Source organism: Streptomyces hawaiiensis, assembly GCF_004803895.1.
Lineage (GTDB): Bacteria > Actinomycetota > Actinomycetes > Streptomycetales > Streptomycetaceae > Streptomyces > Streptomyces hawaiiensis.
This window is the reverse complement of record NZ_CP021978.1, coordinates 1,092,096-1,117,444: the sequence shown is the minus strand read 5'-3', so window position 1 is coordinate 1,117,444 and position 25,349 is coordinate 1,092,096. Positions and strand designations below refer to the sequence as shown.

Here is a 25,349-nt window from a genome sequence, read left to right as displayed (position 1 = left end):
CGGTCACACTTGGGTCGTCAAGAGACCGTAACGAGAGATTCACGCGGACCTCCGCTCGTCGGCAACGGGGCGGGGCCAGGAGGGGGAGCACCTTGACCGGCACGGCGGATGCGGCGCACATGGCCTCCAACCAGCGCCAGGACGAGTTCACTTGGGGGCACGAGGCGCTCGACGCCCGGTTCGCGATCGCCGCCGACGGGACACCACGACTGATCCGGCTGGCGCACCCGGACGACGATCGCCGAACCGGCCCGCCGTCCGCCGCGCTCCCGCTGGTGGAGCTCACCGCCCTCGGCCACGGCAGCGGCTGGTCCGGACCCCGCTTCACCGGCACGGCCCTCGGCGCACGGTTCGCCTACCGCGCCCACCGCACCGGCAGCCGCGACGGCTGGGAGTGGCTGACCGTCGAACTCCACGACCCGGAGACCGGGCTGACGGTGTTCGCCGAACTCACCTCACCGACCGGACTGCCCGTCCTGCGCTCGCGGGTCCGGCTCCGCAACGACGGCCGTGAACCCCTGGTCGTCCAGTCCGTCAGCAGCCTGCTGCTCGGCGCTCTGCCCGCCCCGGACGACCTCGACGTCCACCGGGCCCGCAACGACTGGCTCGCCGAGTGCCGTTGGTACGCCGAGCCGCTGCGCGCCTGTGTCGCCGACATCAACACGGACGTCCACGAGCACGACAGCCGGGCCGCCCTCGTCCTCACCGGACGCGGCAGCTGGCCCACCGACGGCCATCTCGCCATGGGCGCACTGACCGAGCGGGCCGGCGGCCGGGCCTGGGTGTGGCAGGTCGAGTCCCCGGCCGGCTGGCGCTGGGACCTCGGCGAACGCGCCCACGGCAGCTACCTGGCGCTGAACGGCCCCACGGACGCGGAGCACCAGTGGCGGATCCGCCTCGAACCGGGCGAGGAGTTCACCACCGTCCCCGGCGCCCTGGCCCTCGGCCCGGACCTCGACGCCGCGCTGGGCGCCCTCACCTCCTACCGCCGGGCCATCCGCCGCCCGCACCCGGACCACACCGCCCTCCCCGTCGTCTTCAACGACTACATGAACACCCTCATGGGCGACCCGACCACGGCCAAGCTGCTGCCGCTGATCGACGCCGCCGCCGACGCGGGCGCCGAGTACTTCTGCATCGACTCCGGCTGGTACGACGACGACACCCGGGGCTGGTGGGACAGCGTCGGCGCGTGGCAGCCCTCGCCGCGCCGCTTCCCCGACGGCGGCATCCAGGCCGTCCTGGACCGGATCCGGGAGCGCGGGATGGTGCCCGGGCTGTGGCTGGAGCCGGAGGTCGTCGGGGTGCGCAGCCCCGTCGCGGCCGAGCTGCCGCCCGAGGCGTTCTTCCAGCGCGACGGCGTACGCCTCACCGAACAGGGCCGCCACCAGCTCGACCTGCGCCACCCGGCCGCCCGGGCCCACCTCGACAAGACGGTCGACCGGATCGCCGGCGACTGGGGCGTCGGCTACCTCAAGCTGGACTACAACATCGTCGTCGACCCCGGCACCCAGGCCCCCGGCGACCTCGCACCGGGAGCGGGCCTGCTCGGCCACGCCCAGGCCTACCTGGACTGGCTCTCCGGGGTCCTGGACCGCCACCCGGGGCTGGTCGTCGAGAACTGCGCCTCGGGCGGCATGCGCATGGACGGCGCCACCCTCGCCGTGGCCCAGCTCCAGTCCACCAGCGACCAGCAGGACCCGCTGAGCTACCCGCCCATCGCCGCCGCCGCGCCCACCGCCGTCCCGCCCGAACAGGGCGCCGTCTGGGCCTACCCGCAGCCCGAGCACGACGACGACCTGATCACCTGGACCCTCGGCGGGGCACTCCTCGGCCGCATCCACCTCTCCGGCCACCTGAACCACATGTCGGACCACCAGCGCGCGCTCGTCCGCGATGCCGTCGACGTCTACAAGTCGATCCGCGGAGACCTCGCCCGGGCCCTGCCGTTCTGGCCGCTCGGCCTGCCCGGCTGGACGGACGAGTGGCTGGCCCTGGGGCTGCGGGCCCCCGGCGACGGCACGACGTACCTCTCCCTCTGGCGGCGCGGCGGGCCGGAGGAACTCCGCGTCCCCGTCCGGCACCTGGCGGGCCGGGCCGTCCGGGCGGAAATCCTGCACCCGTCGTCGGCGGAAGCGGGCCGGGCCGTCTGGGACGGGGAGCAGCTGACCGTGTCCGTGCCGCGCACACCCGGGGTGTTGCTGATCCGGCTCGGGCCGGAGGCGTGAGAGGGGCTTGTCACGCGCGTACGGCGTTGCGCTCCCGCGCCTGATCGCGCGCGTCCCGGCGGAACGCCCACGCCATGTCGGGCTCGATCACCCAGCGGAACACCCGCCGCACCGGCGGGGTGCACAGCGCGGTCACGAGCACCGCGGCGACGACCGTCACGAGGATCTCGCCCAGGGGCCGGTGCACCCACGCCGGCTCGTACCACCCCCAGAACTTGGACCCCTGCGCGACGAAGCCGTGCAGCAGGTAGCCGTAGAGCGTGCCCGCGCCCAGCACCGTGAACCAGGCGCGGCGCCCGGGCACCCAGGCGAGGAAGCAGGCGGCCAGGACCAGCGAGCAGCCGAAGGTCACCAGCGTCATGACGGGCCCGTACCAGGAGGGCGCCGCGAGCTCCTCGGCGCTGTCGCGGTGGTAGAACCAGGCGCCGCTCATCCGCGGCACCGCCCAGTAGGCCACGGCGAGCGCGCCGGCGAGGACCGGCACGGCGAGGATCCGTGCCGCGCGGCGCCGCACCAGGCGGAAGTGCTCGGGCCGCAGCAGCAGGCCGAGCACGAAGTACGGCAGGAACTGCAAGGCGCGCTGCAGGTCGAGGTCGTCGCCGATCGACGGCGAGAGCGTCGCCAGCATCGCGATGACGAGGGCGATCGGCAGCGGCCACCGCACGCGCTGCCAGATCGGCGTGGTCAGCCGCCAGAGGAACAGGGCAGCCAGGAACCAGGTCAGGTAGAGGGGGTCCAGCAGGCTCACCGGCCGGTCCGGCTCCTGGTCGGTCCACCGGGTGAACAGGGTGTACGCCGTCTCGAAGACGACGTACGGCACGGCGAGCCCGGTGACCAGGCGCCTGATCCGCCCGGGGCTCGCGTCGAAGGAGCGCGAGAAGTAGCCGGAGATCACGATGAACGCCGGCATGTGGAAGGCGTACACGACCATGTAGAGCGCGCTGACGGTCCGGCTTCCGTCCCGCAGCGGCTCCCAGGAGTGGCCGATGGCCACCAGCACGATCGCCAGGTACTTGGCGTTGTCGAAGAAGGCGTCCCGCCGGCCGGCCGGTTCCGTCACGGGCGGCGCTTTCCGTTCCGTCCCGCCGGTCGGGACCGCGCGCATGCGCAGGGTGTCCTCGCTCATCACACCCCCCGCACGGAGTTCGGGGAACCCGGACGGGTGCCTACGCGTCTCGCCGGGGATACGGCGGTGGGGAGCCGGTGCGACATCCCCGCCGCCTGACCACTGCGGGACGGTGTAAACCGCTTCCCGGTGCGGGTGTAGCGCGGATCACAGCGACGGCGCTGCCGCCGGGTCCGGAGCCCGGCGGCAGCGCCGTACCGGGGCGCGGTCAGTTCACGGAGCAGTCCGCGCCGTTGAGGGTGAAGGCCGTCGGGCTGGGGTTCGCGGACGACCGGGAGGCCGTGAAGCCGAGGGTGACCGAGCCCGACGCGGGAATCGTCGCGGTATACGAGGCCGCCGCGACGCTCACCTCGGAGCCGCTCTGGGTCGCCGTACCGCCCCACAGGTTGGTGATGCGCTGACTGTCCGGGAAGGTCCAGCGCAGCGTCCAGCCGTTGATCGCCGACGTGCCGGTGTTGCGCAGGACGATCTCGCCCTGGAAGCCGCCGGACCAGCTGCCCGTCACCTTGTAGCCGACACCGCAGGCCGAGGGTGAGCCGCCGGAAGAGGTCGTGACCGTCACCGTGCCCGAGCGGGGCGAGCGGTTGCCGGCGGCGTCGCGGGCGTAGACGGCGAAGGTGTGGGAGGTGGCGGGGGACAGGCCGGTGAGGGTGGCGGTGGTCCGGGTGCTGCTGGTGACGGCCGTCTCGGTGCCGCCGCTGATCCGCACGATGTCGTAGCCGGTGACGCCGGTCGCGTCGGAGGCGGCGGCCCAGGTCAGGGTGGCCGACGAGGAGGTCACCCCGGAGGCGGCCGGGGTGCCGGGAGCGGTCGGGGGAGTGGTGTCGCCGCCGCCGGAGTAGATCGCGGCCTCCTTGGCGGTGGCGGCGATGCCGTTCGCGCCGTTGAAGAGCCGCTGCCCCCAGGAAGTGAGCTGGTCGGGGTCGAAGTTCGCGACCATGTCCAGATACCCGACGTCGCTGCTGTTGCCGCTCCACGACCAGCCGAGGTGCCCGAGGCGGAGCTGCTGGGTCACGGCCAGGATGGTGTCCTCGTCGGGGTTGCCGTCCGAGTGGTCGTGGCCGAACTCACCCACCACGATGGGGAGCCGGGCGGTGACGAAGCGGTTCAGATAGGCGGTGATCTCGGCGGCGGTGTCGAAGACGCCGTACATGTGGATCGAGAAGATCGTGTTGGCGTCCGGGTCGGCGGCGAAGACCGAGGCGGCGTTGTCGCGCATCGTGAACGCCCAGTCCTGGCCCCAGTTGGGCGCGTCGACCATGATCGTGTGATCGAAGCCGGCATCGCGGAGCTTCTGGATCGCGGCCTTGGTGTCGGCCGTCCACGCCGCGTAGTTGGTGTTGCCGTACGGCTCGTTGCCGATGTTGACGATGACGTAGTCCTCCTGACCGGCCAGCACGCTCCGCACGCTGATCCAGTAGTCGGCGGCGCGGGAGAGCGTGACGGCTCCGCTCTGCTCGCCGTAGCCCGTGGTGTCGTGCACCTCCAGGACGCAGATCAGCCGGTTCTGCTTGCACTGGGAGACCACGTTCGCCACGTCGGCGGCGTCGTTGCGCGTCCAGCGGTCACCGCTGGAGAGGACGACGCGGACGGTGTTGGCGCCCTTGGCCTTGATGTGGGCGAGGGAGCTGATCCGGTCCGGATACCAGGTGTGCGCGTGGTTGACGCCCCGCATCACGAAGTCGTTCCCGGACGCTTCGAGGAGCCGGCCGTTCTCGATGCGGAAGCCGGTGGGGGCGGCCTGTGCGGGGGTGCTGAGGGAGAGGAAGGAGAGGAGGAGCCCGAGCAGGGCCGTGGCCACGGTGGCGAGGCGCGGGGCGTTGCGGGTGTGGGGTCTCATGGCGGCTCCAGAGGTGGGGGTGGGTGGGGAAGGGGCCTGTGCCGGGCGGGGTGCGGGCTGGTGGTGAGGTGGGTGCCGGTGCGCGTCGGCCCGTGACCGGGGTGGGCTTCTCGCCGAGCGGGTGCTCTTGCCGGGTGCGGTCTGTCTGGTGCGGGTGCCGGGTGGTGGGTGCTCTTGGCCCCGTCGGGCGCCCGGGTGCCGGGTGTCGGGGATCAGGTCGTTGGTGCTTGGCCCCGCCGGGCGTCAAGGGGTTGGTGCCTGGTGTCAGGTGGTTGGTGCTTCGGCCGTGCCGGGGGTCGGGTGGCGGGTGCCTTCGTCGTGCCGGGTGTCCGGCGTCATCCGGCCGGTGCCTTCCCCGTGCAGGTGACGGTCGCCGCCGGGGCGCCGGCCGTTGCCGGGGCGGAGGCGACGAAGCCGAACGTGGCGCTCGCGCCGGGGGCGAGGGCGCCGTTCCACGCCGCGTTCCCGACGGTGGCCGTGCCGTCGGCGGCCGTGGTGAGGCTGCCGTTCCAGAGCTGGGTGAGACGCGCGCCGTTCGCCGGTACGACGGTCGTGGTCCAGCCCGAGACGGCGGAGGCCGATGTGTTCGTCACCGTCACCTCGCCCTGGTAGCCGCCCTGCCAGGAGGAGAGGGCCCGGAAGCGCGCGGTGCAGGCGGCGGGGTCCTCGCCCGGGTCGCCGGGACCGCCCGGGTCCTGCGGGACGCCGGCGTCGAGGGCCGCCGCCAGGGGCGGGAACCATCGGGCGGCGATCTTGTTGTCGCCGGAGGCGTTGGGGTGCACGCCGTCGTAGGTGTCGGTGGCCGTGCTGAAACCGGTCCACTGGTCGACCACGGTGACGGGGGAGCGGTCGGTGCCGGTCGCCCGGGCCCAGCCGGGAATCGTCGCGTTGAAGTCGACGACCCGATGCGCACAGGCCGCGCAACTGCTCGGGTTCATGGGGATGAGCTGGGCCACGAGGATCCGCATGTCCGGATTCGAGGCCCTCATCTGCGCCACCAGCTTGGTGTACGCGGCGAGGATGCGGTCCGGGGCGATGCTGCTCCAGACGTCGTTCGTGCCGAAGTGCATGACAACGATGTCCGGACGGGTGGCGGCCAGCCTGCCGGGCAGCAGGTCCCGGTCCGCCACGTTGGTGACCAGTTCGCCGCCGTGACCCTCGTTGTCCCCGTCGTGCGCCTGTCCGCAGCCCTGCGGCGGGAGGGTGCCGACGAAGTCGATGTCCTTGCGTCCGCTGTCGACCAGCCGGTTCCACAGCACGGCCCGCCAGCAGCCCGGTGAGCCGGTGATCGAGTCGCCGAGCGGCATGACGCGCACGGGGTCCGCCGCGGGCGCGGCCAGCGCGCCCGGGGCGAACGTCATGCCGAGGGGGAGGAGCAGGGCGGCCAGGAGACCGAGAACCGTCACGACGCGTAGGTGCGGAGACGAGTGGGGGGTTCTGTGCATGGTGGTCCCTTCCCTTGATGAGGTGGGAGCGCTCCCACCTCATCAAGCCATCGTTGTCATTGACGCGTCAAGAGGTGTGAGGGCGTGAGGGTGAGAGGCGAGCGCACGTGCCGTCGGCGCCCTCTGAGGACTTTTGCCGGGCCATGAGGCATTCATGACCGGATGCCCAGAGAGCCGAGTCCATGATGGTCGGCGTCGGTAAGGCATGCCTTGGCTAACCCGCTTCCGTGGGTGCCGGGGCATTGGGCCGGGAGGGCCGCGATACATGTGGGACGACTCGTTTCCGAGCTTTCTGATCGGGCTGAGGGAGGGGCTGGAAGCCGGGCTCATCGTCTCCGTGCTGGTCGCCACCCTCGTGCGGGCCGGGGCCAGGTCGCGGCTGCCGCAGGTGTGGACCGGCGTGCTGGCGGCGATCGCGCTGTCGATGAGCTTCGGTGCGGTCCTGACCTTCACAGCGGCCTCCCTGTCCACCTCCGCGCAGGAGGCCTTCGGTGGAACGCTGAGCATCGTCGCCGTCGCCTTCGTCACCGCGATGGTGTTCTGGATGCGGCGATCCGCCCGCGGCCTCGCGGGCGAGATCAAGGAGAAGGTCACCGAGGCCCTGGCCATGGGCGCCGGTGTCCTGGTCCTCACCTCCTTCCTCGCGGTGGGGCGTGAAGGCCTGGAGACCGCGCTGTTCCTGTGGACCACGGCCCGCGCGGCGCACGAGTCGGCCGGGCCCCTGACCGGCGCGGGCGTCGGGCTCGTCCTGGCGGCCCTCCTGTGCTGGGGGCTCTACCGCCGGGTGCTGCGCATCAACCTCACCCGCTTCTTCACCGTCACCGGCGCGGTCCTCGTCGTCATCGCCGCGGGCGTGCTCGGCTACGGGCTGCGCGACCTCCAGGAGGGCGCGGTCCTGCCCGGCGGGGCGGCGTACGCCTTCGACCTGAGCGGCAGCGTCGACGCCGGGGCCTGGTACAGCACGCTGCTCCAGGGCGTTCTCAATCTGACTCCGGCGATGACCTGGCTCCAGGTGGCCGGGTACGCCGGCTATCTCGCCGTGGTGATGACGCTGTTCGTGCGGGGAGTGCGCTCAGAGCCAGAGGCGCGGAGCCGCGACACCACCGCGCCGCCCCAGCCCGGGAGCGCGGCACCCGACCGGCCCGCCGGCCCCGCACCGACCCGCCCCCGGTGGCTCCTGCCCGTCGCCGTCGTCGCCGTCCCCGCCGCCCTGGCCGGCCTCGTCGTCGCCCTGGCCCACCCCAAGCCCGCCGCCGGCGAGGCCGTCGCCGTCTCCGAGACGGACTGCGGTCGGGGCTTCACCGCGCCCGAGCCCGGGCGGCAGGACTTCCGGATGCACAACACGGGGAACCAGGCGTCCGAGGTGTACCTGATCGATCCGTCCTCCGACGCCGTCTACGGCGAGATCGAGGGCCTGGCCCCCGGCACCACCCGGGACCTGGTCGCCACCGTGGCGGGCGGCACGTACGCCTGGCGCTGCGTGCCTGCCGACGGCAAGGCCGTCACCTCGAAGGCGGTTCGGGTCGGCGGCACCGCCGGCGCCCACGCCGTCGTCCCCGTCTCCGAGCGGGATCTCGCCGCCCCGCTCAAGGCCTATAAGGCGTACGTGAACCGGGGACTGGCCACGCTCGTCGTCGAGACCCGGAAACTCAGCGACGACATCCGCGCCGGGCACCTGGACACGGCACGCGCCGACTGGCTGACCGCGCACCGCACCTACGCCTCCCTCGGCGCCGCCTACGGCACCTTCGAGAACTTCGACCAGAAGATCGACGGACGGCCCGACGGTCTGCCGGGCGGGGTCCACGACAAGGACTTCACCGGCTTCCAGCGGATCGAGTACGGGCTGTGGCACGGTGAGCCGGCGGCCGGACTCACGGGTGTGGCACAGCAGTTGGCCGAGGACAGCGCCGGACTGCGAAAGGCCTTCCCGCACCAGGACTTCGACGCCTCCGACCTCCCCCTGCGCGCCCACGAGATCCTGGAGAACACCCTCCAGTTCGAGCTGACGGGCGACACCGACCAGGGCAGCGGCACCGGACTGGCCACGGCCGACGCGAACCTCGCCGGCACACGCGAACTGCTCGCCGTACTCCGGCCGTTGCTCACCAGCCGCGCCCCGCACCTGCTCCCCACCGTCGACGCTGACATCGCGCGACTCCAGACGCTGCTCGACGCCGAGCACCGCGACGGCCGCTGGACCCCCGTCGACCGGCTCGGCCGGACCGCGAAGGCCCGGATCGACGGGGCCACGGGGCAGCTCCTGGAAGACCTGTCGCCGGTGCCGGACCTGCTCGAGATCAGGAAGTCCGCGTGAGCACCGGCCGCCCCCAGCACAACGAACACACCGAAGGGAACGTCCCCATGCCGTCCGCTGCCACGCCTGCGCCGGGCTGCCCCGCCCACGCCGGCCGCCGTTCCTTCGTCAAAACGGCCCTGGGCGCCGGAGCCGCGGGAGCCGTACTGGCCGGGGGCGGGTTCGCGCTCGCCGAGAGCGGTGACGGCACGGCCCGAGCCGCCGAAGGGACGGACGGCGCCGCCGTGCCCTTCCACGGCACCCGCCAGGCCGGAATCCTCACTCCTCAGCAGAAGGCCGCCGCCTTCGTCTCCTTCGACGTCATCGCCGGCGACCGCGCGGAACTGGCCGACCTGCTGCGGACCCTGACCCAGCGGGCCCGCTTCCTCACCGCCGGCGGCCCGCCCGAGGACCTCGGAGTCGGCGCCCCGCCCTCGGACAACGGCATCCTCGGCCCGGGCGTCCCGGCCGACGCGCTCACCGTCACCGTGGGGGTCGGCGCCTCCCTCTTCGACGACCGCTACGGACTCGCCCGGGCCAAGCCGCGCCGGCTCACGCCCATGCGGACCTTCCCGAACGACAACCTGAACCCCGCCGAATGCCACGGCGACCTGTCCCTACAGATCTGCGCCGCCCGCCAGGACACCGTGCTGCACGCCCTGCGCGACATCACCAAGCACACGCGGGGCGCCCTGCGGATCCGGTGGCGCGTCGACGGCTTCCAGAACGCGCCCCGTCCCACCGGGGCCCAGCGCAACCTGCTGGGCTTCAAGGACGGCATAGCCAACCCGGACGTCGCGTCGGCCCGCGAGATGGACCACCTGGTGTGGGTCGGCGACGGGCAGGGCGAGCCCTCCTGGGCGGCCGGCGGCAGCTACCAGGTCGTCCGGATCATCCGGATGCTCGTGGAGTTCTGGGACCGGGTCTCACTGTCCGAGCAGGAGCTGATGTTCGGCCGGCGCAAGGACACCGGCGCCCCGCTGGACGGCGCCCGGGAGACCGACAGCCCGAACTACGCCAAGGACCCGCACGGCACGGCGATCCCGCTCGACGCACACATCAGGCTCGCCAACCCCCGCACCCCGAAGACCGACAACTCCCGCATCCTGCGCCGGGGTTACAACTACGACCGGGGCGTCGACCGCGTGGGCGACCTCGACATGGGGCTGGTCTTCTGCTGCTACCAGCAGGACGTGCGCCGCCAGTTCGAGGCCACGCAGACCCGGCTGATCGACGAGCCCCTCGTGGACTACATCTCTCCGACCGGCGGCGGCTACTTCTTCGCCCTGCCCGGTGTGCGGGACTCCTCCGACTGGCTGGGCAGAGGACTGCTCTCGGCCTGAAGCACTTGGACACCGCTACCCCCCGGGCCGAAGTCCCGTCCGTGTCAGAAGTGTTGACCGCGCACTGAAAGCGTTTTAACTTCCCCTCACCGAACTCGCCGAAGTGAGGGGGAACCGTGGCAACTGGCTTACGGGAACGAGCAGGTGTGAAGGGGGTGAGTCCCAGTCGCCGCCCGTCCGGAGGAGCGCGACGCGAGCGTAAAGGTTTTCAGAGAAGCAGCAGCCGGACGCTGTTTCTGCTCATGCTCCCCGGTGTCGCCTACTTCCTGCTGTTCCACTACGGCGCTCTCGTGGGCAACGTCATCGCGTTCAAGGAGTACGTGCCGTTCGACGGCCTGTGGGGGAGCCCCTGGGTGGGGTTCGGCAACTTCCGGCGCATGGCCGAGGACGGTGCCTTCTGGGACGCGGTCCTCAACACCCTCTGGATCGCCGTCCTCCAGCTGGTCTTCTACTTCCCGGTGCCGCTCGGCCTCGCCCTGCTGCTGCACACCCTCACCTGGAGCACGGTGCGCCGGTTCGTGCAGTCGGTGGCGTATCTGCCGCACTTCATCTCGTGGGTGATCGTCGTCGCGCTGTTCCAGCAGGTGCTCGGGGACACCGGTCTGCTCAACAGCGGCCTGAGCGGTGCCGGTCTGCACACCGTCGACATCATCGGCGACCCCGACGCCTTCAAGCCGCTCGTCGTCGCCCAGGTCATCTGGAAGGACGCCGGCTGGGGCACGATCATCTTCCTCGCCGCCCTCGCCCAGGTCGACGAGCAGCAGTACGAGGCGGCCGCCATCGACGGGGCCGGGCCCTGGCGGCGCTTCTGGCACGTCACCCTGCCCGCCATCCGCCCGGTGGTCGTACTGCTGCTCATCATGCGGCTCGGCGACATCCTCTCCGTCGGCTTCGAGCAGATGCTGCTGCAACGCGACGCGGTCGGCCCCCAGGCCGCCGAGGTCATCGACACCTTCGTCTACCACCAGGGCATCGTCGGCGGCGACTACGGATTCGCGGCAGCGGCAGGCCTGTTCAAAGGGCTGGTCGGCGCCCTCCTGGTCTACGCGGCCAATAAGGTCGCCCACCGGCTCGGCGAACAGGGGGTCTACCGGTGAGCGTGTCCGCCCGGCCCGGCTGGATGGAGAAGCCCCGGCCCCTCACCCAGGCCGCCAAGGTCCTCGCCTTGGCCACGGTCGTGCTGCTGGTGTGCGTGCCGTTCCTGGTGATCGTGTCGACCTCCCTGGCCTCCACCCAGGAGGTCGTCGACAACGGCGGCTGGGTGCTGTGGCCCAGCGAGCCCACGCTCGACGCCTACCGCGACATCTTCGACGGCGGCATCGTCACCCACGCCCTCGGCGTCAGCGTCGGCGTGACGGTCGCGGGCACGCTGCTCAGCCTCGCCTGCACGGTGACCCTGGCCTACGCGCTGTCCCGGCCCGGCGTCTTCGGCGGCAGGCCCGTCCTGTTGCTGGTGCTCTTCACGTTCCTCTTCCCGCCCGGCATGATCCCGAGCTTCCTGCTGGTCAAGGAACTCGGCCTGCTCGACTCCTACGCCTCGCTCGTCCTGCCCGTCCTGGTCAACGTGTTCAACCTGGTCGTCCTGCGCGGCTTCTTCCAGTCGATCCCCGAGGAGCTCTACGAGGCGGCCCGGCTGGACGGGGCGGGGGACTGGCGGGTGCTGGTGTCGGTGGTGCTGCCGCTGTCCAAGGCCGCGCTCGCCGTCGTCGGCCTGTTCTACGCCGTCGCCTACTGGAACTCCTGGTTCTACGCCTCGCTGTACCTGGAGAGCGACCACTGGCCGCTCCAGCAGGTGCTGCGCACCTACGTGGTGGCCGGGGCCGGGCTCACCGACGCGACCACCGGCGAGGCCACCGTCACCGCCCCGCAGACCGTGCAGATGGCGGTGCTGGTGATCGCCACCGTCCCGATCCTGCTGGTCTACCCGTTCCTGCAGAAGTACTTCACCAAGGGCGTGCTCACCGGCGCCATCAAGAGCTGACACGAGGTGGTTCATCCATGCCCCGCATGTCCCGACGCACCCTCCTGCGCTCCATGGCGGTGGGCGGTGCCGCCGTCTCCGCCCCCGCTCTGCTGACCGCCTGCTCCTCGGGCTCCGGCGACGGCGATGTCTCCAACGCCGGGAAGAAACTCGCCCCTTGGCCCGCCCACCGTCCCGCCGCCGGGCCGAAGCCGGACCTCGCCCCCACCGGGGAGGGAGTCCAGGCCGGATACACCTCCTACCCGACCGACCTGGTCAAGTCCGTCTCCGGCACCCCCGGCGACGGCTCCACCGTCCGCGTCATGACCGTCTCCTTCGGCACGCCGCCCAAGCCCGCCTCCGCCAACCGGTTCTGGGCCGCCGTCGAGAAGGCCCTCGGCGTGAAGATCGAGTACACGATCATCTCCCAGGCCGACTACCAGAAGAAGATGGCCACGGTCATGGCCGGCGACGCCGACGCCCTGCCCGACATCATCAACATGTTCGCCGGCTTCACACTGCCCCGGGAGGCGCAGTTCGTGCAGCGCCGCGCCCAGGACCTCACGCCCTACCTCTCCGGCGACGCGATCACCGACTACCCCAACCTCGCCAACATCCCCACCCACGCCTGGCGCGACATGGGCCGCATCGGCGGACTCCTCTACGGCGTCCCGCTGGAACGCCCGCTGCCCGGCTCGACCCTGTGGGTCAACCAGGACCTGTTCGCCGACTCGGGCATGAAGGAAGGCTGGAGCGCCGAGGACTTCACCGCGGTGGCCCGGCGCGGCACGCGTGCGAGGACGTACATGCTCGGCGCCGCCAACGGGTCCCTCTTCGGCAACGGCTTCCACTCCGCCGCCCACAACGCGCCCCAGCGCTGGGCCGTCACGAAGGACGGCACCTTCCTGCCGGCAGCGGCCGACGAACGCTACAAGGCGTCCATCGCCTTCCAGGCACAGCTGCGCGAGAACGGCTCCTACCACCCCGACGCCACGTCCATCTCCCAGATCGACCTGACGACCCTCTACTACAACGGCACCGTCGGCTCCATGCAGGACGGGTTCGGCGCCTACCTGCCCAAGTACCGGGAGTCCGAAGGCAAGATGAACCCGGCGGCCGCCCTCCCCTACAGCGTCGGCGGCGAGCCCGGCGGCATCGTCGCCGCCCGCCGCTCCTTCGGCTACACCGTCCTGAAGAAGGCCGGGAAGGAACGCGTCCAGCTGCTCCTGCGCATCCTCGACTACCTCGCCGCGCCCTTCGGCAGCGAGGAATGGGAGCTCGTCCACTACGGCGTCGAAGGCGTCCACTTCACCCGCGGCAAGGACGGCTCGCCCGAACTCACCAAGCTCGGCGAGATCGAGAACAACACCAACCTGCCGCTGAAGTATCTCGCCGAGGGCCCCCAGGTGCTGTTCGTGCCCGGCATGCCCGACGCCGTGCGCGCGCTGCACACCTGGCAGCGGAAGGTCGTGCCGCATGCCATCCGCGACGCCTCCTTCGGGCTGCAGTCCGGGACGAACAACTCCCAGGGCGCCACCCTCAAGACCTTCCTCGACGACACCGTCACCGGGATCATCGCCGGGCGTCTGCCGTTGTCGGAGTGGGACGCGGCGGTGAAGAAGTGGCGCGGCCGGGGCGGCGACAGAATGGCCGACGAGTACGCGAAGGACTACGCGGCCAACGCCTGAACAGCGGTGGGCGGCAGAGGAGACGCGGGGGATGGGGAACGACATGGGGTCCAAGGGGCGGGTCACGATCCGCGAGGTCGCCGAGCGGGCGGGCGTGTCCACGGCGACCGCGTCCCGCGCGCTCAGCGGCAACCACCCGGTGCCCGCCGCGACCCGGGCCCGGGTCCTGCGCGCGGCCCGCGACCTCGACTACGTGGCCAACGCGCACGCCCGCGCCCTGGTCGGCGGCGGCCGGAAGATGGCGGCCGTCGTGGTCCGCCAGGTCACCAGCCCCTTCTACGCCCAGGTCGCCGAGGGCGTGGAGGCCGAGGCCGCCGACCGCGGCTGGCTCTGCGTGGTCGGTGCCACCGGCGGCGACGCCCAGCGTGAGATGGAGTTCGTGCAGCTCATGCGGGAGGAGGGCGCCCGGCTGGTGATCCTGGTCGGCGGGGTCGTCGAGGACGACGCCTACCGCGAGCGCGTCGCCCACTACGCCCACGCCCTGGACTCCTGCGGAGCCCGGCTCGTGCTCTGCGGCCGGCCCGCGCCCGGCCCCGAGATCCCCGCGCTGGTCGTGGAGTTCGACAACGAGGCCGGAGCCCACGCCGTCACCGGCCATCTGCTGTCGGCCGGGCACCGCCGGATCGTGTTCCTCGGCGGCCTGCCCGGCAACACCGCCCTCGACGCGCGCGTCGCCGGCTACCGGGCCGCCCTCGCCGAACACGGGCTGCCGCCGGAGGCCGCGCAGGTCGTCGACTGCGGTCTCGGCCGCGCCGCCGGCCACCGGGCGATGACCGAACTGCTGAAGAAGACAAGGGAGTTCACTGCCGTCTTCGCCGGGGACGACATGGTCGCCGCCGGTGCCCTGCGTGCCATCGCCGAGGCCGGGCTGAGCGTCCCCGGTGACCTCTCCGTCGTCGGCTACAACGACATCCCCCTCGCCGAGGACTTCAACCCGCCGCTCACCACCGTCCGCACCCCCGCCGAGGAACTCGGGCGGGCCGCCGTGCGCATCGCCCTGCGCGACCCCGAGCACGCCGCCGGTGCCCACCACCTGCTCGGCACCCACATCGTCGTCCGCGACAGCGCCGGCCCGCCCCCGCCCGGGCGTGCCCTGTGACCAACGGAGGAACCGCACCCGTATGAGCGCGCCGCACGTGTCGCTCCCCGACCCGACGCACCTCCCCAACCTGCCCGGCCTGCCCCCGCCCGACCCCCGGACCTCGCCGTACACCGGCTGGACCCGCGCTCACTGGGAGGCGATCGCCGACCGCCTCCTCGACGCCCTGACGCCCTACGCCTCCCCGGGCCTTGCCCAGTACCGCCTCCCTGGCCCGCCCAGCCACTCCGGGCCCTGGTCGGACGGGCTGGAGGGCTTCGCCCGCTCCTTCCTGCTGGCCGCGTTCCGCATCGCCGGTTCGGGCGGGCGTCGGACGCCCGGCCTGATCGAGCGGTACGCGGCCGGGCTCGCCTCCGGCACCGACCCGCACAGCCCCGACCGCTGGCCGCCCATCACCGACCGGGGCCAGCCCATGGTCGAGGCCGCGTCCGTCGCGATCGCCCTGCACGAGACCCGCCCCTGGATCTGGGACCGGCTCGACGACCGCGTACGGCAGCGCATCGCCGACTGGCTGGGCGGCTTCGTCGGAGCGGTCGTCAACGACTCCAACTGGCGGCTCTTCCAGGTCATCACCGAGGAGTTCCTCGCCTCCGTCGGCGCCCCGCACAGCCGCCACGAGATCGACGCCGGGCTGGCCCGTCTGGAGGACTGGTACCGGGGCGACGGCTGGTACACCGACGGCGACGGCCGCAAGTTCGACTACTACAACGCCTGGGCCCTGCACCTGTACCCGGTGCTCTGGGCCCGGATCGCGGGGCCGCGCGCCGACCCCCGGCTGGTGGCGGAACACCGTACGCGCCTGCGCTCACTCCTCCACGACCACCAGCACTTCTTCGGCGCCGACGGCGCCCCGCTCCACCAGGGCCGCTCCCTCACCTACCGGTTCGCCACGGCCGCGCCCCTGTGGGCGGGCGTCCTCGCCGACGCCACCCCGCTGCCGCCGGGCCGCACCCGCCGCCTCGCCTCCGGGGCGCTGAAGCACTTCGCCGAGCGGGGCGTGCCCGACGAGCGGGGACTGCTCACGCTCGGCTGGTACCGGTCCTTTCTCCCCGTCACCCAGCGGTACTCCGGCCCCGCCTCCCCCTACTGGGCGAGCAAGGCCTTCCTCGGCCTGCTCCTGCCCGCCGGCCACCCCGTGTGGACCGTGCCCGAGGAGCCCGGCCCGGTCGAGACGGGTGACGTCCGCCGCGCGTTACCCGCCCCGGGCTGGCTGCTGCACTCCACCGCGGCCGACGGGATCGTACGACTCGTCAACCACGGCAGCGACCGCCTGCCACCCCCGCCGGCGACGTCGGACGACAGCCCGCACTACGCCCGGCTCGCCTACTCCAGCGCCACCGCCCCCGAGACCCCACCGGCACCGCACACCGGCCCCGACAACCACATCGCCCTGCTCGCCCCCGACGGCACACCCACCCCGCGCGGCCGGATCCACCCCCTCGCCGTCGAGGGCGCTCGTGCCGCCTCCTGGCACCGGGCCGTGCTCCCGGGCGGCGGCGAAGGGCATCGCATCGAGACGGTCAGCGCGGTCCACGGCCCGTGGGAGGTGCGGGTGCACCGCGTCGAGGCGCCGCCCGGCACGCCCGTGCGCGAGGGGGGATGGGCCGTCGCCGACGACACCGGGCCCCCGACCGGGCGGACCGGCCCATGCCGGGCACTGGCCCGGCGCGCGGACGGGCTGACCAGCGCGATCGTGGGACTGCACGGGTGGCAGGACGCCGGGGCGGCGGTGACGCACGCGGTCGGCACCAACGCCTACGGCCACCACTCGGCGACCCCGCACCTCACCCTGCCCGCCCATCCGGGCGGCACCCACCTCCTGGTGACCCTCGTCGTGCTCAGCGCCGACCCGGAGGTGAACGGCGGCGACCCGCACGCGCGAGGTTCAGGAACGCGCGTACGGGTCACCGCGGCCGGCGAGGTGGAGATCCGCTTCCCGGACGGCACCCTGGAGCGGGTGCCGCGATGACCGGGTCAGGCCGCGGCGCGGCTCCGCGTCACCGCCTTCCTCAGCAGCGGCCACGCCAGCAGCAGCACGATCACCGCGTACACCGTCACCGCGAACGGCGTGTTGACCAGACCCGTGACGCTGCCGTCGCTGATCTGCAGGGCACGCCGCAACTGCTGCTCGGCGTTCGGGCCGAGGATCACACCGATCACGGCGGGCAGCACCGGCAGGCCGTAGCGGCGCATGCCGAAGCCGATCAGGCCGATGATCAGCAGGATCACCAGGTCGATTACCTCGCCGCCCACCGCGTACGCGCCGACCGCCGCGAAGAACATGATCCCGGCGTACAGGTACGGCCGCGGGATGCGCAGCAGCTTCGCCCACACCGGCGCCAGCGGCAGGTTGAGCGCGAGCAGCAGCACCATGCCGACGAACAGGGAGGCGATCAGGCCCCACACCAGGTCGGGTTCGCGCTCGAAGAGGAGCGGGCCGGGCTGGATGCCGTACTGCTGGAAGGCCGCCAGCATCACGGCCGCGACCGCCGTGGTCGGCAGGCCCAGGGTCAGCATCGACACCAGCGTGCCCGCCGCCGATGCCGACGCCGCCGACTCCGGACCCGCGACACCCTCGATGGCGCCCTTGCCCCACTCGTCCTTGTGCTTGGACAGGCGCTTCTCCGTCACGTACGACAGGAAGGTCGGGATCTCCGCGCCGCCCGCCGGGATCGCGCCGAACGGGAAACCGATGAACGGGCCGCGCAGCCACGACTTCCAGGTCCGCTTCACATCGTCGCGCCCCAGCCACGGCAGGCCCACCGGGATCGGCTCGGGCGGCCTGCGCCGCAGGTGCGCCGCCACCCACAGGGCCTCGCCGATCGCGAAGAGACCGACGGCGACGATCACCACGTCGATGCCGTCGGCCAGTTGGAGCGACCCGAACGTCAGGCGCTGCTGGCCGGTCATCTGGTCCAGGCCCACCAGGCCCAGGGTGAGGCCGATCAGCAGGGAGGCCAGGCCACGGATGCGGGACGAGCCGAGCACCGACGTCACCGCGATGAACGCCAGCACCATGATGGCGAAATAGTCCGGAGCGCCGATGTCCACCGCCAGCTTGGCGACCGTCGGCGCGAGCGCCACCAGCAGGAGCGTGCCGATCAGGCCGCCCGCGAAGTGCCCGACGGCGGCCGCCGCGAGGGCCTGGGCGCCGCGCCCGGACTTGGCCATGGGGTTGCCCTCCATGGCCGCCACCACCGCCGCGCTCTCACCCGGTGTGTTGAGCAGGATGGAGGTGGTCGAGCCGCCGAACATGGCGCCGTAGTAGATGCCCGCGAACATGATGAACGCGCCGGTCGGGTCGAGCCCGTACGTCACCGGCAGCAGCAGCGCCACCGCCATCGCAGGGCCGATGCCGGGCAGCACACCGATCGCCGTGCCGAGCAGGACACCGATCACGGCCCACAGAAGGTTGATCGGCGTCAGGGCCGTACCGAAGCCGTCCAGAAGGGAGTTGAAGGCATCCATGTCACAGCACTCCCATCAGCGGACCGCCGGGCAGGGGCACTCCGAGCAGGTTGTTGAAGACCGTGTAGGTCACGAGGGAGAGCCCGGCCGCGATGAGCGGATCGCGGTCGGTCCGGCGGCTGCCCAGCGCGAACGCCGCGCCCCAGAACAGCAGCGCGCCCGCGACGGGGAAACCGACCGGCTCGATCAGGACGGCCGCGCCCAGGAACACCCCGGCGAGCAGCAGCACGGTGCGCCAGTCGGCGGGCTCGGACAGGTCGACGTCCTCACCGCCCTCGGCCTGTCCCCGGCCGCCGCGCAGCACGTCCAGGGCGAGCAGGGCGGCGATCACCAGCAGACCGGCGCCGACCACGACCGGCACGGTCTTCGGGCCGACCGGGCCGCGCTGGGCGATGTCGACGTCCATGGTGAGCGCGTCGGTCAGCACGAGGACGCCCAGCGCCAGCAGCAGGACGCACACGCCGAGTTCGGAGTGCTCGCGCAGCCACGAGCGCCGTTCACCGCCGGTCTCGGCGGGCGGAATGTCGGTCTGTGTCGTCACAGTCCCAGCTCCTTCAGCACCGAAACCACGCGCTTGTCCTCGGCGTCGAGGAACGCGCCGAACTTCTCACCGGTGAGGAAGGCGTCGTCCCAGCCGTTCTGCCGCATGGACTTCTGCCATTCGTCCGAGTCGTGGAGCTCCTCGACCAGCTTCACGAGCTTGTCGCGCTCGGCGTCGTTGAGTCCGGGCGGGGCGACGATGCCGCGCCAGTTGGTGAAGTTCACGTCGTAGCCCGCCTCCTTCAGCGTGGGCGCGTCCAGCCCTTCGACGCGCTCCGGGCCGGTGACCGCGAGGAGGCGCAGCTCGCCCGCCTTGATCTGGTCCAGGTACTCGCCGACGCCGGAGACACCGAAGGCGACCTTGTTGCCGAGGATCGAGGCGAGCAGTTCGCCGCCGCCGTCGAAGGGGATGTAGTTGACCTGCTTCGGCGGGATCCCGGCGGCCTTGGCCATCAGCATCGGCGCGAGATGGTCGGGCCCGCCGGGGGAGGAGCCGCCGCCCACCGGGAGCTTGCCCGGGTTCTCCTTCCAGGCGCCGATCAGGTCGTCGATCGTCTTGTACGGCGAGTCCTTCGCCACGACCACCACGTCCTGCTCCTCGGTGAGCCGGGCGATGGGTGTGGTGTCGCCGAGCGTCTTCGGCGCGTCGTTGGAGCGGACGGCGCCCACGACCCCGAGGCCCATGGACATGGCGAGCTTGCCGTTGCCGTGCTCGCTCACCAGCCGGCTCAGGCCCACCGTGCCGCCGGCGCCGGGCAGGTTGAACACCTCGATGTTGTGGGTGAGTCCGGCGTCCTCGGCGTTCTTCGCGGCCGTGCGGGCCGTGATGTCGTAGCCTCCGCCGGGCGTGTTGGGGACCATGAAACGCAGGCCCGGGATCTGTGTGCCGGTCTCGGATCCGCTGCCGGCGGTCAGCAGCGGCGGTCCGACGAGCACGAGCACGGCGGCCCCGAGCAGGGCGAGGGGAGTGCGCAGGCGCACGAGTGCCACCACCTGTCGGTACGTCGTTGCGGGTAGGGATACGCCCTGTGGGGGAGGGTGACGTGGGCCACATGGTGCCCGGGCGCCGACGCCCTGTCTCGCTTGCGGAACCAACGGAGGTTGTGGTCATTGCGGTAACCGGCCGCCCGCACGACGGCGGAACCCGCACCGCGACCAGCGGATGGCCCCGGCGCCGGCGCGCCAGGGCCATCGCATACGTGGCGGCTCAGTGCCCCCTACGCGGTGTGGATCTCCAGGGCGGCCCGCACGGCGGACTCCAGGGCCCCCTCGATCCATGCCGGCTTGACGGACGTGTGGTCACCGGCGAAGTGCAACGGCCCCTCACGCACGGGGATGACCGGGAGCAGTTCCGTGTGCTGACCGGGCAGCAGCACGGACGCCTCCCCATAGGCGTAAGGGTCGCGCAGCCAGCTCTGCGTACGTCCCGCGCCGGTGTAGAAGACCTCGACGCGCTGGCCGTAGACCTGCTGGAGACCGCACAGAGCGTGCGGGTAACGCGCCTCGTCGTCCAGGGAGTCCCAGCGCAGCGCGTCGTCCGCCCAGCTGTAGGAGGCCAGCACGACACCCCCAGGGCTGCCCGGAACCGGATGGGAGGGATGGAACATGAACCGGTTGGCGTTGTCCGACACCGAACCGCCGCCCACGACACCGGCCGCCTCGGGCTGGTCGCGCGCGCTCGCGCGGTTGGCGGCGTAGTGGGTACGCTGACCGGCGGTGATGTGCCCGCCGGGCACCGAGGGGTGGGCGCCGAGGAGGCTGCCGTCCCCGGCGGCGCGGCCGGTGCGGTACGCGTCGTACAGCCCCGGGTCGACGGCGTTCAGCTCGCGCTTCCAGTCGGCTTCGTCGAACTCCCACCAGCGGCGGCTGAATTCCAGCAGCACCTTGGTCGCGCAGTCGTAGTGCAGTTCGCTGACCGCGCGGCGCTTGCCGTACGACAGGGGCGGGTCGATCTGTACGTGGCGCAGACCGGAGAACGGCACCGTGACCACGGCGACGTCCGCGGTGAACTGCTCGCGTACGACCGGGCCGCCGCGGCCCTCGGACACGGTGTCCACCCACACCTGCGGGCCCTTGCTCCGGACGTGGCCGGCCTCCGGAGCAGGGCGATCGGGGTGGTGGTACTCGATGCGCGTGACACGGCGGTCGAACCGCACCTCCTCGCGCACGCGTTCCAGCAGGGCGTCGGGCAGTACGGCCGTGCCGCCCTCCAACTCGTAGAACGGTGTGTCGGGGCTGATGAGGGAGGAGCCGATGAAGCTGTGGATGAAGGAGAGCGGCAGGCGTGAGGTGAGGTTCTCCAGGGTGCCGATCAGGTCGATGGTCCGCTCGTCCAGTCCGGCGTGCTCGGTGAGGAAGCGGAACATCGACCAGTCACCGAACCGCCGCACCACGCGGGCCCAGCCCCGCAGCCGCTCCGGAAGCGGCTTGTCGACCCGCTTGCCATCGGCGTTGACGTAGCTGAACTCGTCGCGCACCGGGTCCAGTGCGGAGCGCAGGATGGCGGCGGCCGGGGTGTCCCAGTGGGCCTTGGGAACGCCGAAGGACCGGTTCACGCGCCGGGGCGCGCGGGCGTAGTCGGTGCGCCGCACGCGGATGCCGTTGACGTGGATCCAGGTGCGGCCGGCGGGACGACCGTCGGCGTCGACGTCGACGTAGTGAAAGCGCCGCTTCTCGAGGTCGAACTGGTCGATGAGTTCCATCACCAGGGGGTGGCTGCCGGGGAGGCGCATCGCGCCCGCCTCGGCGTACTGGCGGGGATCGGCGAAGGGCTGCTCGGCGTCTTCGTGACCGCCGCTGCGGAAGGTCTTGATGCGTCCGCCCGCGCGGTTGCCGTTGGCTTCCAGGATGGTCACCCGGTGACCGGCCTTCTTCAGCAGCCAGGCGGCGACCAGCCCGGCCGGACCGGCGCCGATGACGAGGACGTTCCTGGTGCGTGTGCGGCGCTGAGCCGGCAGTCCCTTCTTGAGGACGCGCTGGTAACGGGGTACGAGGGGACGGTTGTCGGAGTCCAGGACGAGCAGTGCGCGGGCGACGGCGAGGCATCTGTCGACGTCGGCGCCGCGCCTGTCACCCGGGGCGGCCGGGGCGGCCGGTTTGGCCGGCGTGGCCGGCGCGGGCAGAGCCGTGGCGGTACCGCCGGTCAGGGCCGTCGCCACCGTGGCCGTGCCCGCCACCGCCGCGAAACTCCGCCGGGAGAGACCGCCGTCCGAGTGCGCCATCGCATGATCTTCAGTCATGGCGGCTTTTGTAGTGGCGGTCCGGCCCGGGCGCCGCCCTTCGCCCGGGCGTTGACCCGAAGGAGCGAAGCCGGCCGCAAACCCTGACGTCACAGCGGTCCGCCTGCCTCGGCGACTGCGCGCAACCCGAAGGAATGAATGCGGAGGGAACCGCGCCTGCCACCGCGACCGAGCCCGCACACTGCGACATGCGGATGCACATCCGTCCTCTCCGACCGGCCGTCGACCCGGCGCATCGCGTACGCGGCGGCGCCGACCGGCCGCGGAGGAGTGCGGGGCGACGGAGGGGGAAGAGTGGCGCAGCGTCGCGCTCCGTTGGGTGACCGGGCCCGTTACTGGTTCGACAGCACGCTGGCCCGTGGCGCCTCGGCGATCGTCGGCTGGATGGCGCTGCTGTGCCTGGCCGTCGTCGTCCCGGCCAGCGCGGTGGTGGTGTGGACCGACCCCGACGCGCCGCAGTCGCTGCCGGACCGGCTGGCGGCGGTGTGGCACCTCACCGGCCAGACCCTGCGGCTGGGCGGCGCCACGGGTACACCGCTGCGCGTGACCATGTCGGTGCTGCTCGCCCTGGTCGCCCTGCTGTACGTCTCGACGCTCGTCGGCCTGATCACGACGGCGCTCACGGAGCGGCTCACCGCGTTGCGACGGGGCCGTTCCACCGTGCTCGAACAGGGACACGTCGTGGTCCTGGGGTGGTCGGAGCAGGTCTTCACAGTGGTGAGCGAACTGGTGGCAGCCAACGCCAACCAGCGGCGTGCTGCGGTGGCGGTACTGGCCGACCGGGACAAGACCGCCATGGAGGAGGCCCTGAGCACCAAGGTGGGTCCCGTGGGCCGTACGCGGCTGATCTGCCGCAGCGGCCCCACCACCGACCCGGCGGTGCTCACCCTGACCAGCCCGGCGACCGCCGGAGTCGTGCTGGTCCTGCCACGCGACGAGCCCGACGCCGATGCCGAGGTGGTCAAGACGCTGCTGGCGCTGCGGGCGGCCCTGCCGGGGGAGGGGGCCCGCCCTCCCGTCGTCGCCGCCGTCCGGGACGACCGTTACCGTCTGGCCGCGTCTCTCGCCGCCGGACCGGGCGGCGTGGTCCTGGAGAGCGACACCGTCACCGCCCGGCTGATCGTCCAGGCCGCCCGCCGCCCCGGGCTCTCCCTCGTCCACCAGGAGCTCCTCGACTTCGCCGGCGACGAGTTCTACCTGGTCGCCGAACCGACCCTGACCGGACGCCCGTTCGGCGACGCGCTGCTGTCCTACCCGACGTCGAGCGTCGTCGGGATCGTACGCGGCGACACCCCTGTGCTGAACCCGCCACCGCACACGCCCCTCGCCGAGGACGATCTGCTCGTCGTCATCTCCCGCGACGACGACACGGTCTGGCCGGCCGACTGCGCGGACTCGGTCGAGAAGGCGGCGATGGCGTCCGGCCCCGCGACGCCCGCACGGCCGGAGCGGGTCCTGCTGCTGGGCTGGAACCGGCGAGCGCCGCTCATGGTCGACCAGCTGCGCCGCCGCGCCCGGCCGGGATCAGCCGTCGACGTGGTCGCGGACGCCGACGAGGTGACGGTCCGGCAGGTGAGCGAGGCCGGCGAGCGCCACGGCACCGATCTGGCCCTGACCCTGCACCCCGGTGACGTCACCCGTCCGGAGACCCTGCAGGGTCTGGACGTGCACTCCTACGACAGTGTGATCGTGCTCGGCCAGGACCCCGCTCCCGGGCAGCCGCCGGACGAACCCGACAACCGCACGCTCGTCACGCTCCTGCTGCTGCGCCGGCTGGAGGAAGCCTCCGGGCGCGAACTCCCCGTCGTCACCGAACTGGTCGACGACCGCAACCGGGCACTGGCCCCCCTGGGCCCCGGCGCCGACGTGATCATCAGCGGCAAGCTCATCGGCCTGCTCATGGCGCAGATCTCCCAGAACCGGCACCTCGCGGCGGTGTTCGAGGAGCTGTTCTCCGCCGACGGCACCGGCATCCGCCTGCGGCCGGCCGGCGACTACGTGCTGCCCGGGTGTGAGACGACCTTCGCCACCGTCGTGGCCGCGGCACGTCAGCGCGGCGAATGCGCCATCGGCTACCGGAGCCACGAGGACGCGTCGACGAGTCCGGGCTACGGCGTTCGGATCAACCCGCCCAAGGCCGGGCGACGCCGCTGGACGGCCGGGGACGAGGTGATCGTCGTCGGCGAGGACTGAGACGGTCGGGCAAAAGCGCTCCAGGTGCCCCTGAACAAGTGAAGAAAACACGGAGATTCGGCTGTGTGTTCCCCTGGGCGCGGGGCACCAGAGGGAGCGGAGGTTGATAACTATGGTTCCCCTGCTTCTCGTCCTGCTGCTGGCTCTGGTTCTTTTCGGTGCGGGCTTCGCACTGAAGGCCCTGTGGTGGATCGCGGTGATCGTGCTGGTCGCGTGGCTGCTCGGCTTCGTGCTGCGCAGCGCGGACAGTGGCGGCCGTAGGGGCCGCTGGTATCGCTGGTAGAGCGGCGGACCGCCGTCTGTGGCGAGAAAAACGTCAGGAATGGGGTAAACGACAGTGACCCGATTCTCTCCAAGGAAAGGCGTTCCTTTTCCATGGCCGATACGAAAGACGTCGTAGAACTCATTCTTCAGGACCACCGGCGCATGGAAGACCTCTTCCGTCGGATGCGGAGCGTCGAGGACGACCGGGCGGGCGCGTTGAAGGAGTTCGCGGACCTGCTGATCGCGCACGCGCAGGCCGAGGAGGCCAAGGTCTACCCGGCGCTGAAGCGGTACAAGAACATCGACGACGAAGAGGTCGAGCACGGCGAGCACGAGCACGACGAGGGCAACGAGGCCCTCCTGGAGCTCCTCCAGGTCGAGGAGGTCGGCTCCGAGGAGTGGGACTCGAAGCTCGAGGAGCTGGTGGAGGCCGTCACCCACCACGCCGACGAGGAGGAGCGCACCATCCTCAACGGCGCGCGGGAGAACGTGGCCATGGACCGGCGGGAAGAGCTCGGCCTTGCGTTCGCACAGGAGCGTGAGCGTCAGCTGAAGTCCGGCTGCGGCTCCGTGGAGAACGTACGCAAGATCGTCGAGTCCTGACTCGACCGTGCCGGCCC

The 25,349-nt window shown here is 72.0% G+C and carries 18 protein-coding genes; 11 read left to right on the top strand and 7 right to left on the bottom strand.

Annotation, left to right across the window (positions count from 1 at the left end; translation table 11 throughout):
- Positions 1 to 119 precede the first annotated feature (119 nt).
- Positions 120 to 2,228 (top strand): alpha-galactosidase, encoded by a 2,109-nt coding sequence (locus tag CEB94_RS05180; RefSeq protein WP_175436898.1) that lies wholly within the window; start codon positions 120 to 122, stop codon positions 2,226 to 2,228.
- A gap of 10 nt (positions 2,229 to 2,238) precedes the next feature.
- Here CEB94_RS05180 and CEB94_RS05175 read toward each other — a convergent pair whose 3' ends face one another.
- From CEB94_RS05175 to CEB94_RS05165, 3 genes are all read right to left on the bottom strand, one after another.
- Positions 2,239 to 3,333 carry an acyltransferase family protein gene (locus CEB94_RS05175; protein WP_246112131.1) on the bottom strand — a complete coding sequence of 365 codons (1,095 nt, stop codon included), beginning with the start codon at positions 3,331 to 3,333 and terminating at the stop codon, positions 2,239 to 2,241.
- Between the two features lie 229 nt (positions 3,334 to 3,562).
- The gene (locus CEB94_RS05170; protein WP_175431026.1) at positions 3,563 to 5,194 is read right to left on the bottom strand and encodes a cellulase family glycosylhydrolase; all 1,632 of its coding nucleotides are present in this window, start codon (positions 5,192 to 5,194) and stop codon (positions 3,563 to 3,565) included.
- A 335-nt stretch (positions 5,195 to 5,529) separates the two neighbouring features.
- Entirely contained in the window at positions 5,530 to 6,639 is a 1,110-nt protein-coding gene (locus CEB94_RS05165) for a GDSL-type esterase/lipase family protein (protein WP_175431025.1), read from the bottom strand.
- 265 nt (positions 6,640 to 6,904) lie between these two features.
- Here CEB94_RS05165 and efeU point away from each other — a divergent pair, with 265 nt between their 5' ends.
- The 7 genes from efeU (at position 6,905) to CEB94_RS05130 (ending at position 16,994) form a co-directional block, all read left to right on the top strand.
- On the top strand, positions 6,905 to 8,956 hold the full coding sequence (gene efeU, locus CEB94_RS05160) for an iron uptake transporter permease EfeU (protein ID WP_175431024.1): 2,052 nt from the start codon (positions 6,905 to 6,907) through the stop codon (positions 8,954 to 8,956).
- Between the two features lie 47 nt (positions 8,957 to 9,003).
- Positions 9,004 to 10,278, top strand: a complete 1,275-nt coding sequence (gene efeB / locus CEB94_RS05155) for an iron uptake transporter deferrochelatase/peroxidase subunit (RefSeq protein ID WP_175436897.1) — start codon at positions 9,004 to 9,006, stop codon at positions 10,276 to 10,278.
- Between the two features lie 242 nt (positions 10,279 to 10,520).
- A complete protein-coding gene (locus CEB94_RS05150) occupies positions 10,521 to 11,375 on the top strand; it encodes an ABC transporter permease (RefSeq protein ID WP_175431023.1) in 855 nt (284 codons plus the stop codon).
- Positions 11,372 to 12,259, top strand: a complete 888-nt coding sequence (locus CEB94_RS05145) for a carbohydrate ABC transporter permease (protein WP_175431022.1) — start codon at positions 11,372 to 11,374, stop codon at positions 12,257 to 12,259. The genes CEB94_RS05150 and CEB94_RS05145 overlap by 4 nt, the downstream gene beginning before the upstream one ends.
- Before the next feature lie 17 nt (positions 12,260 to 12,276).
- Positions 12,277 to 13,926, top strand: a complete 1,650-nt coding sequence (locus CEB94_RS05140; RefSeq protein ID WP_175431021.1) for an extracellular solute-binding protein — start codon at positions 12,277 to 12,279, stop codon at positions 13,924 to 13,926.
- Positions 13,927 to 13,969: 43 nt separating this feature from the next.
- A complete protein-coding gene (locus CEB94_RS05135) occupies positions 13,970 to 15,025 on the top strand; it encodes a LacI family DNA-binding transcriptional regulator (RefSeq protein ID WP_175436896.1) in 1,056 nt (351 codons plus the stop codon).
- Positions 15,026 to 15,047: 22 nt separating this feature from the next.
- Positions 15,048 to 16,994 carry a DUF2264 domain-containing protein gene (locus CEB94_RS05130; protein WP_175431020.1) on the top strand — a complete coding sequence of 649 codons (1,947 nt, stop codon included), beginning with the start codon at positions 15,048 to 15,050 and terminating at the stop codon, positions 16,992 to 16,994.
- A 5-nt stretch (positions 16,995 to 16,999) separates the two neighbouring features.
- Here the strand turns inward: CEB94_RS05130 and CEB94_RS05125 are convergent, their stop codons facing one another.
- From CEB94_RS05125 to CEB94_RS05110, 4 genes are all read right to left on the bottom strand, one after another.
- Positions 17,000 to 18,493, bottom strand: coding sequence for a tripartite tricarboxylate transporter permease (locus CEB94_RS05125; protein ID WP_175431019.1), 1,494 nt, complete (start codon positions 18,491 to 18,493; stop codon positions 17,000 to 17,002).
- A gap of 1 nt (position 18,494) precedes the next feature.
- Positions 18,495 to 19,034: a tripartite tricarboxylate transporter TctB family protein gene (locus tag CEB94_RS05120; protein WP_175431018.1), complete on the bottom strand. Its 540-nt coding sequence runs from the start codon at positions 19,032 to 19,034 to the stop codon at positions 18,495 to 18,497.
- Positions 19,031 to 20,014, bottom strand: a complete 984-nt coding sequence (locus tag CEB94_RS05115) for a Bug family tripartite tricarboxylate transporter substrate binding protein (RefSeq protein ID WP_175436895.1) — start codon at positions 20,012 to 20,014, stop codon at positions 19,031 to 19,033. Before CEB94_RS05115 ends, CEB94_RS05120 begins: the two co-directional genes overlap by 4 nt.
- A 236-nt stretch (positions 20,015 to 20,250) precedes the next feature.
- Entirely contained in the window at positions 20,251 to 22,272 is a 2,022-nt protein-coding gene (locus CEB94_RS05110) for a flavin monoamine oxidase family protein (protein WP_175431017.1), read from the bottom strand.
- 294 nt (positions 22,273 to 22,566) lie between these two features.
- On the opposite strand from CEB94_RS05110, the gene CEB94_RS05105 reads away from it, so the two are divergent.
- The 3 genes from CEB94_RS05105 to CEB94_RS05095 all read left to right on the top strand — a co-directional run bounded on the left by CEB94_RS05105 (position 22,567) and on the right by CEB94_RS05095 (position 25,332).
- Positions 22,567 to 24,465 (top strand): CASTOR/POLLUX-related putative ion channel, encoded by a 1,899-nt coding sequence (locus CEB94_RS05105; protein WP_175431016.1) that lies wholly within the window; start codon positions 22,567 to 22,569, stop codon positions 24,463 to 24,465.
- Positions 24,466 to 24,577: 112 nt separating this feature from the next.
- Positions 24,578 to 24,748, top strand: a complete 171-nt coding sequence (locus CEB94_RS05100; protein WP_175431015.1) for a DUF5670 family protein — start codon at positions 24,578 to 24,580, stop codon at positions 24,746 to 24,748.
- Positions 24,749 to 24,840: 92 nt separating this feature from the next.
- The gene (locus CEB94_RS05095; protein WP_175431014.1) at positions 24,841 to 25,332 is read left to right on the top strand and encodes a hemerythrin domain-containing protein; all 492 of its coding nucleotides are present in this window, start codon (positions 24,841 to 24,843) and stop codon (positions 25,330 to 25,332) included.
- The last annotated feature ends 17 nt before the right edge of the window (positions 25,333 to 25,349 follow it).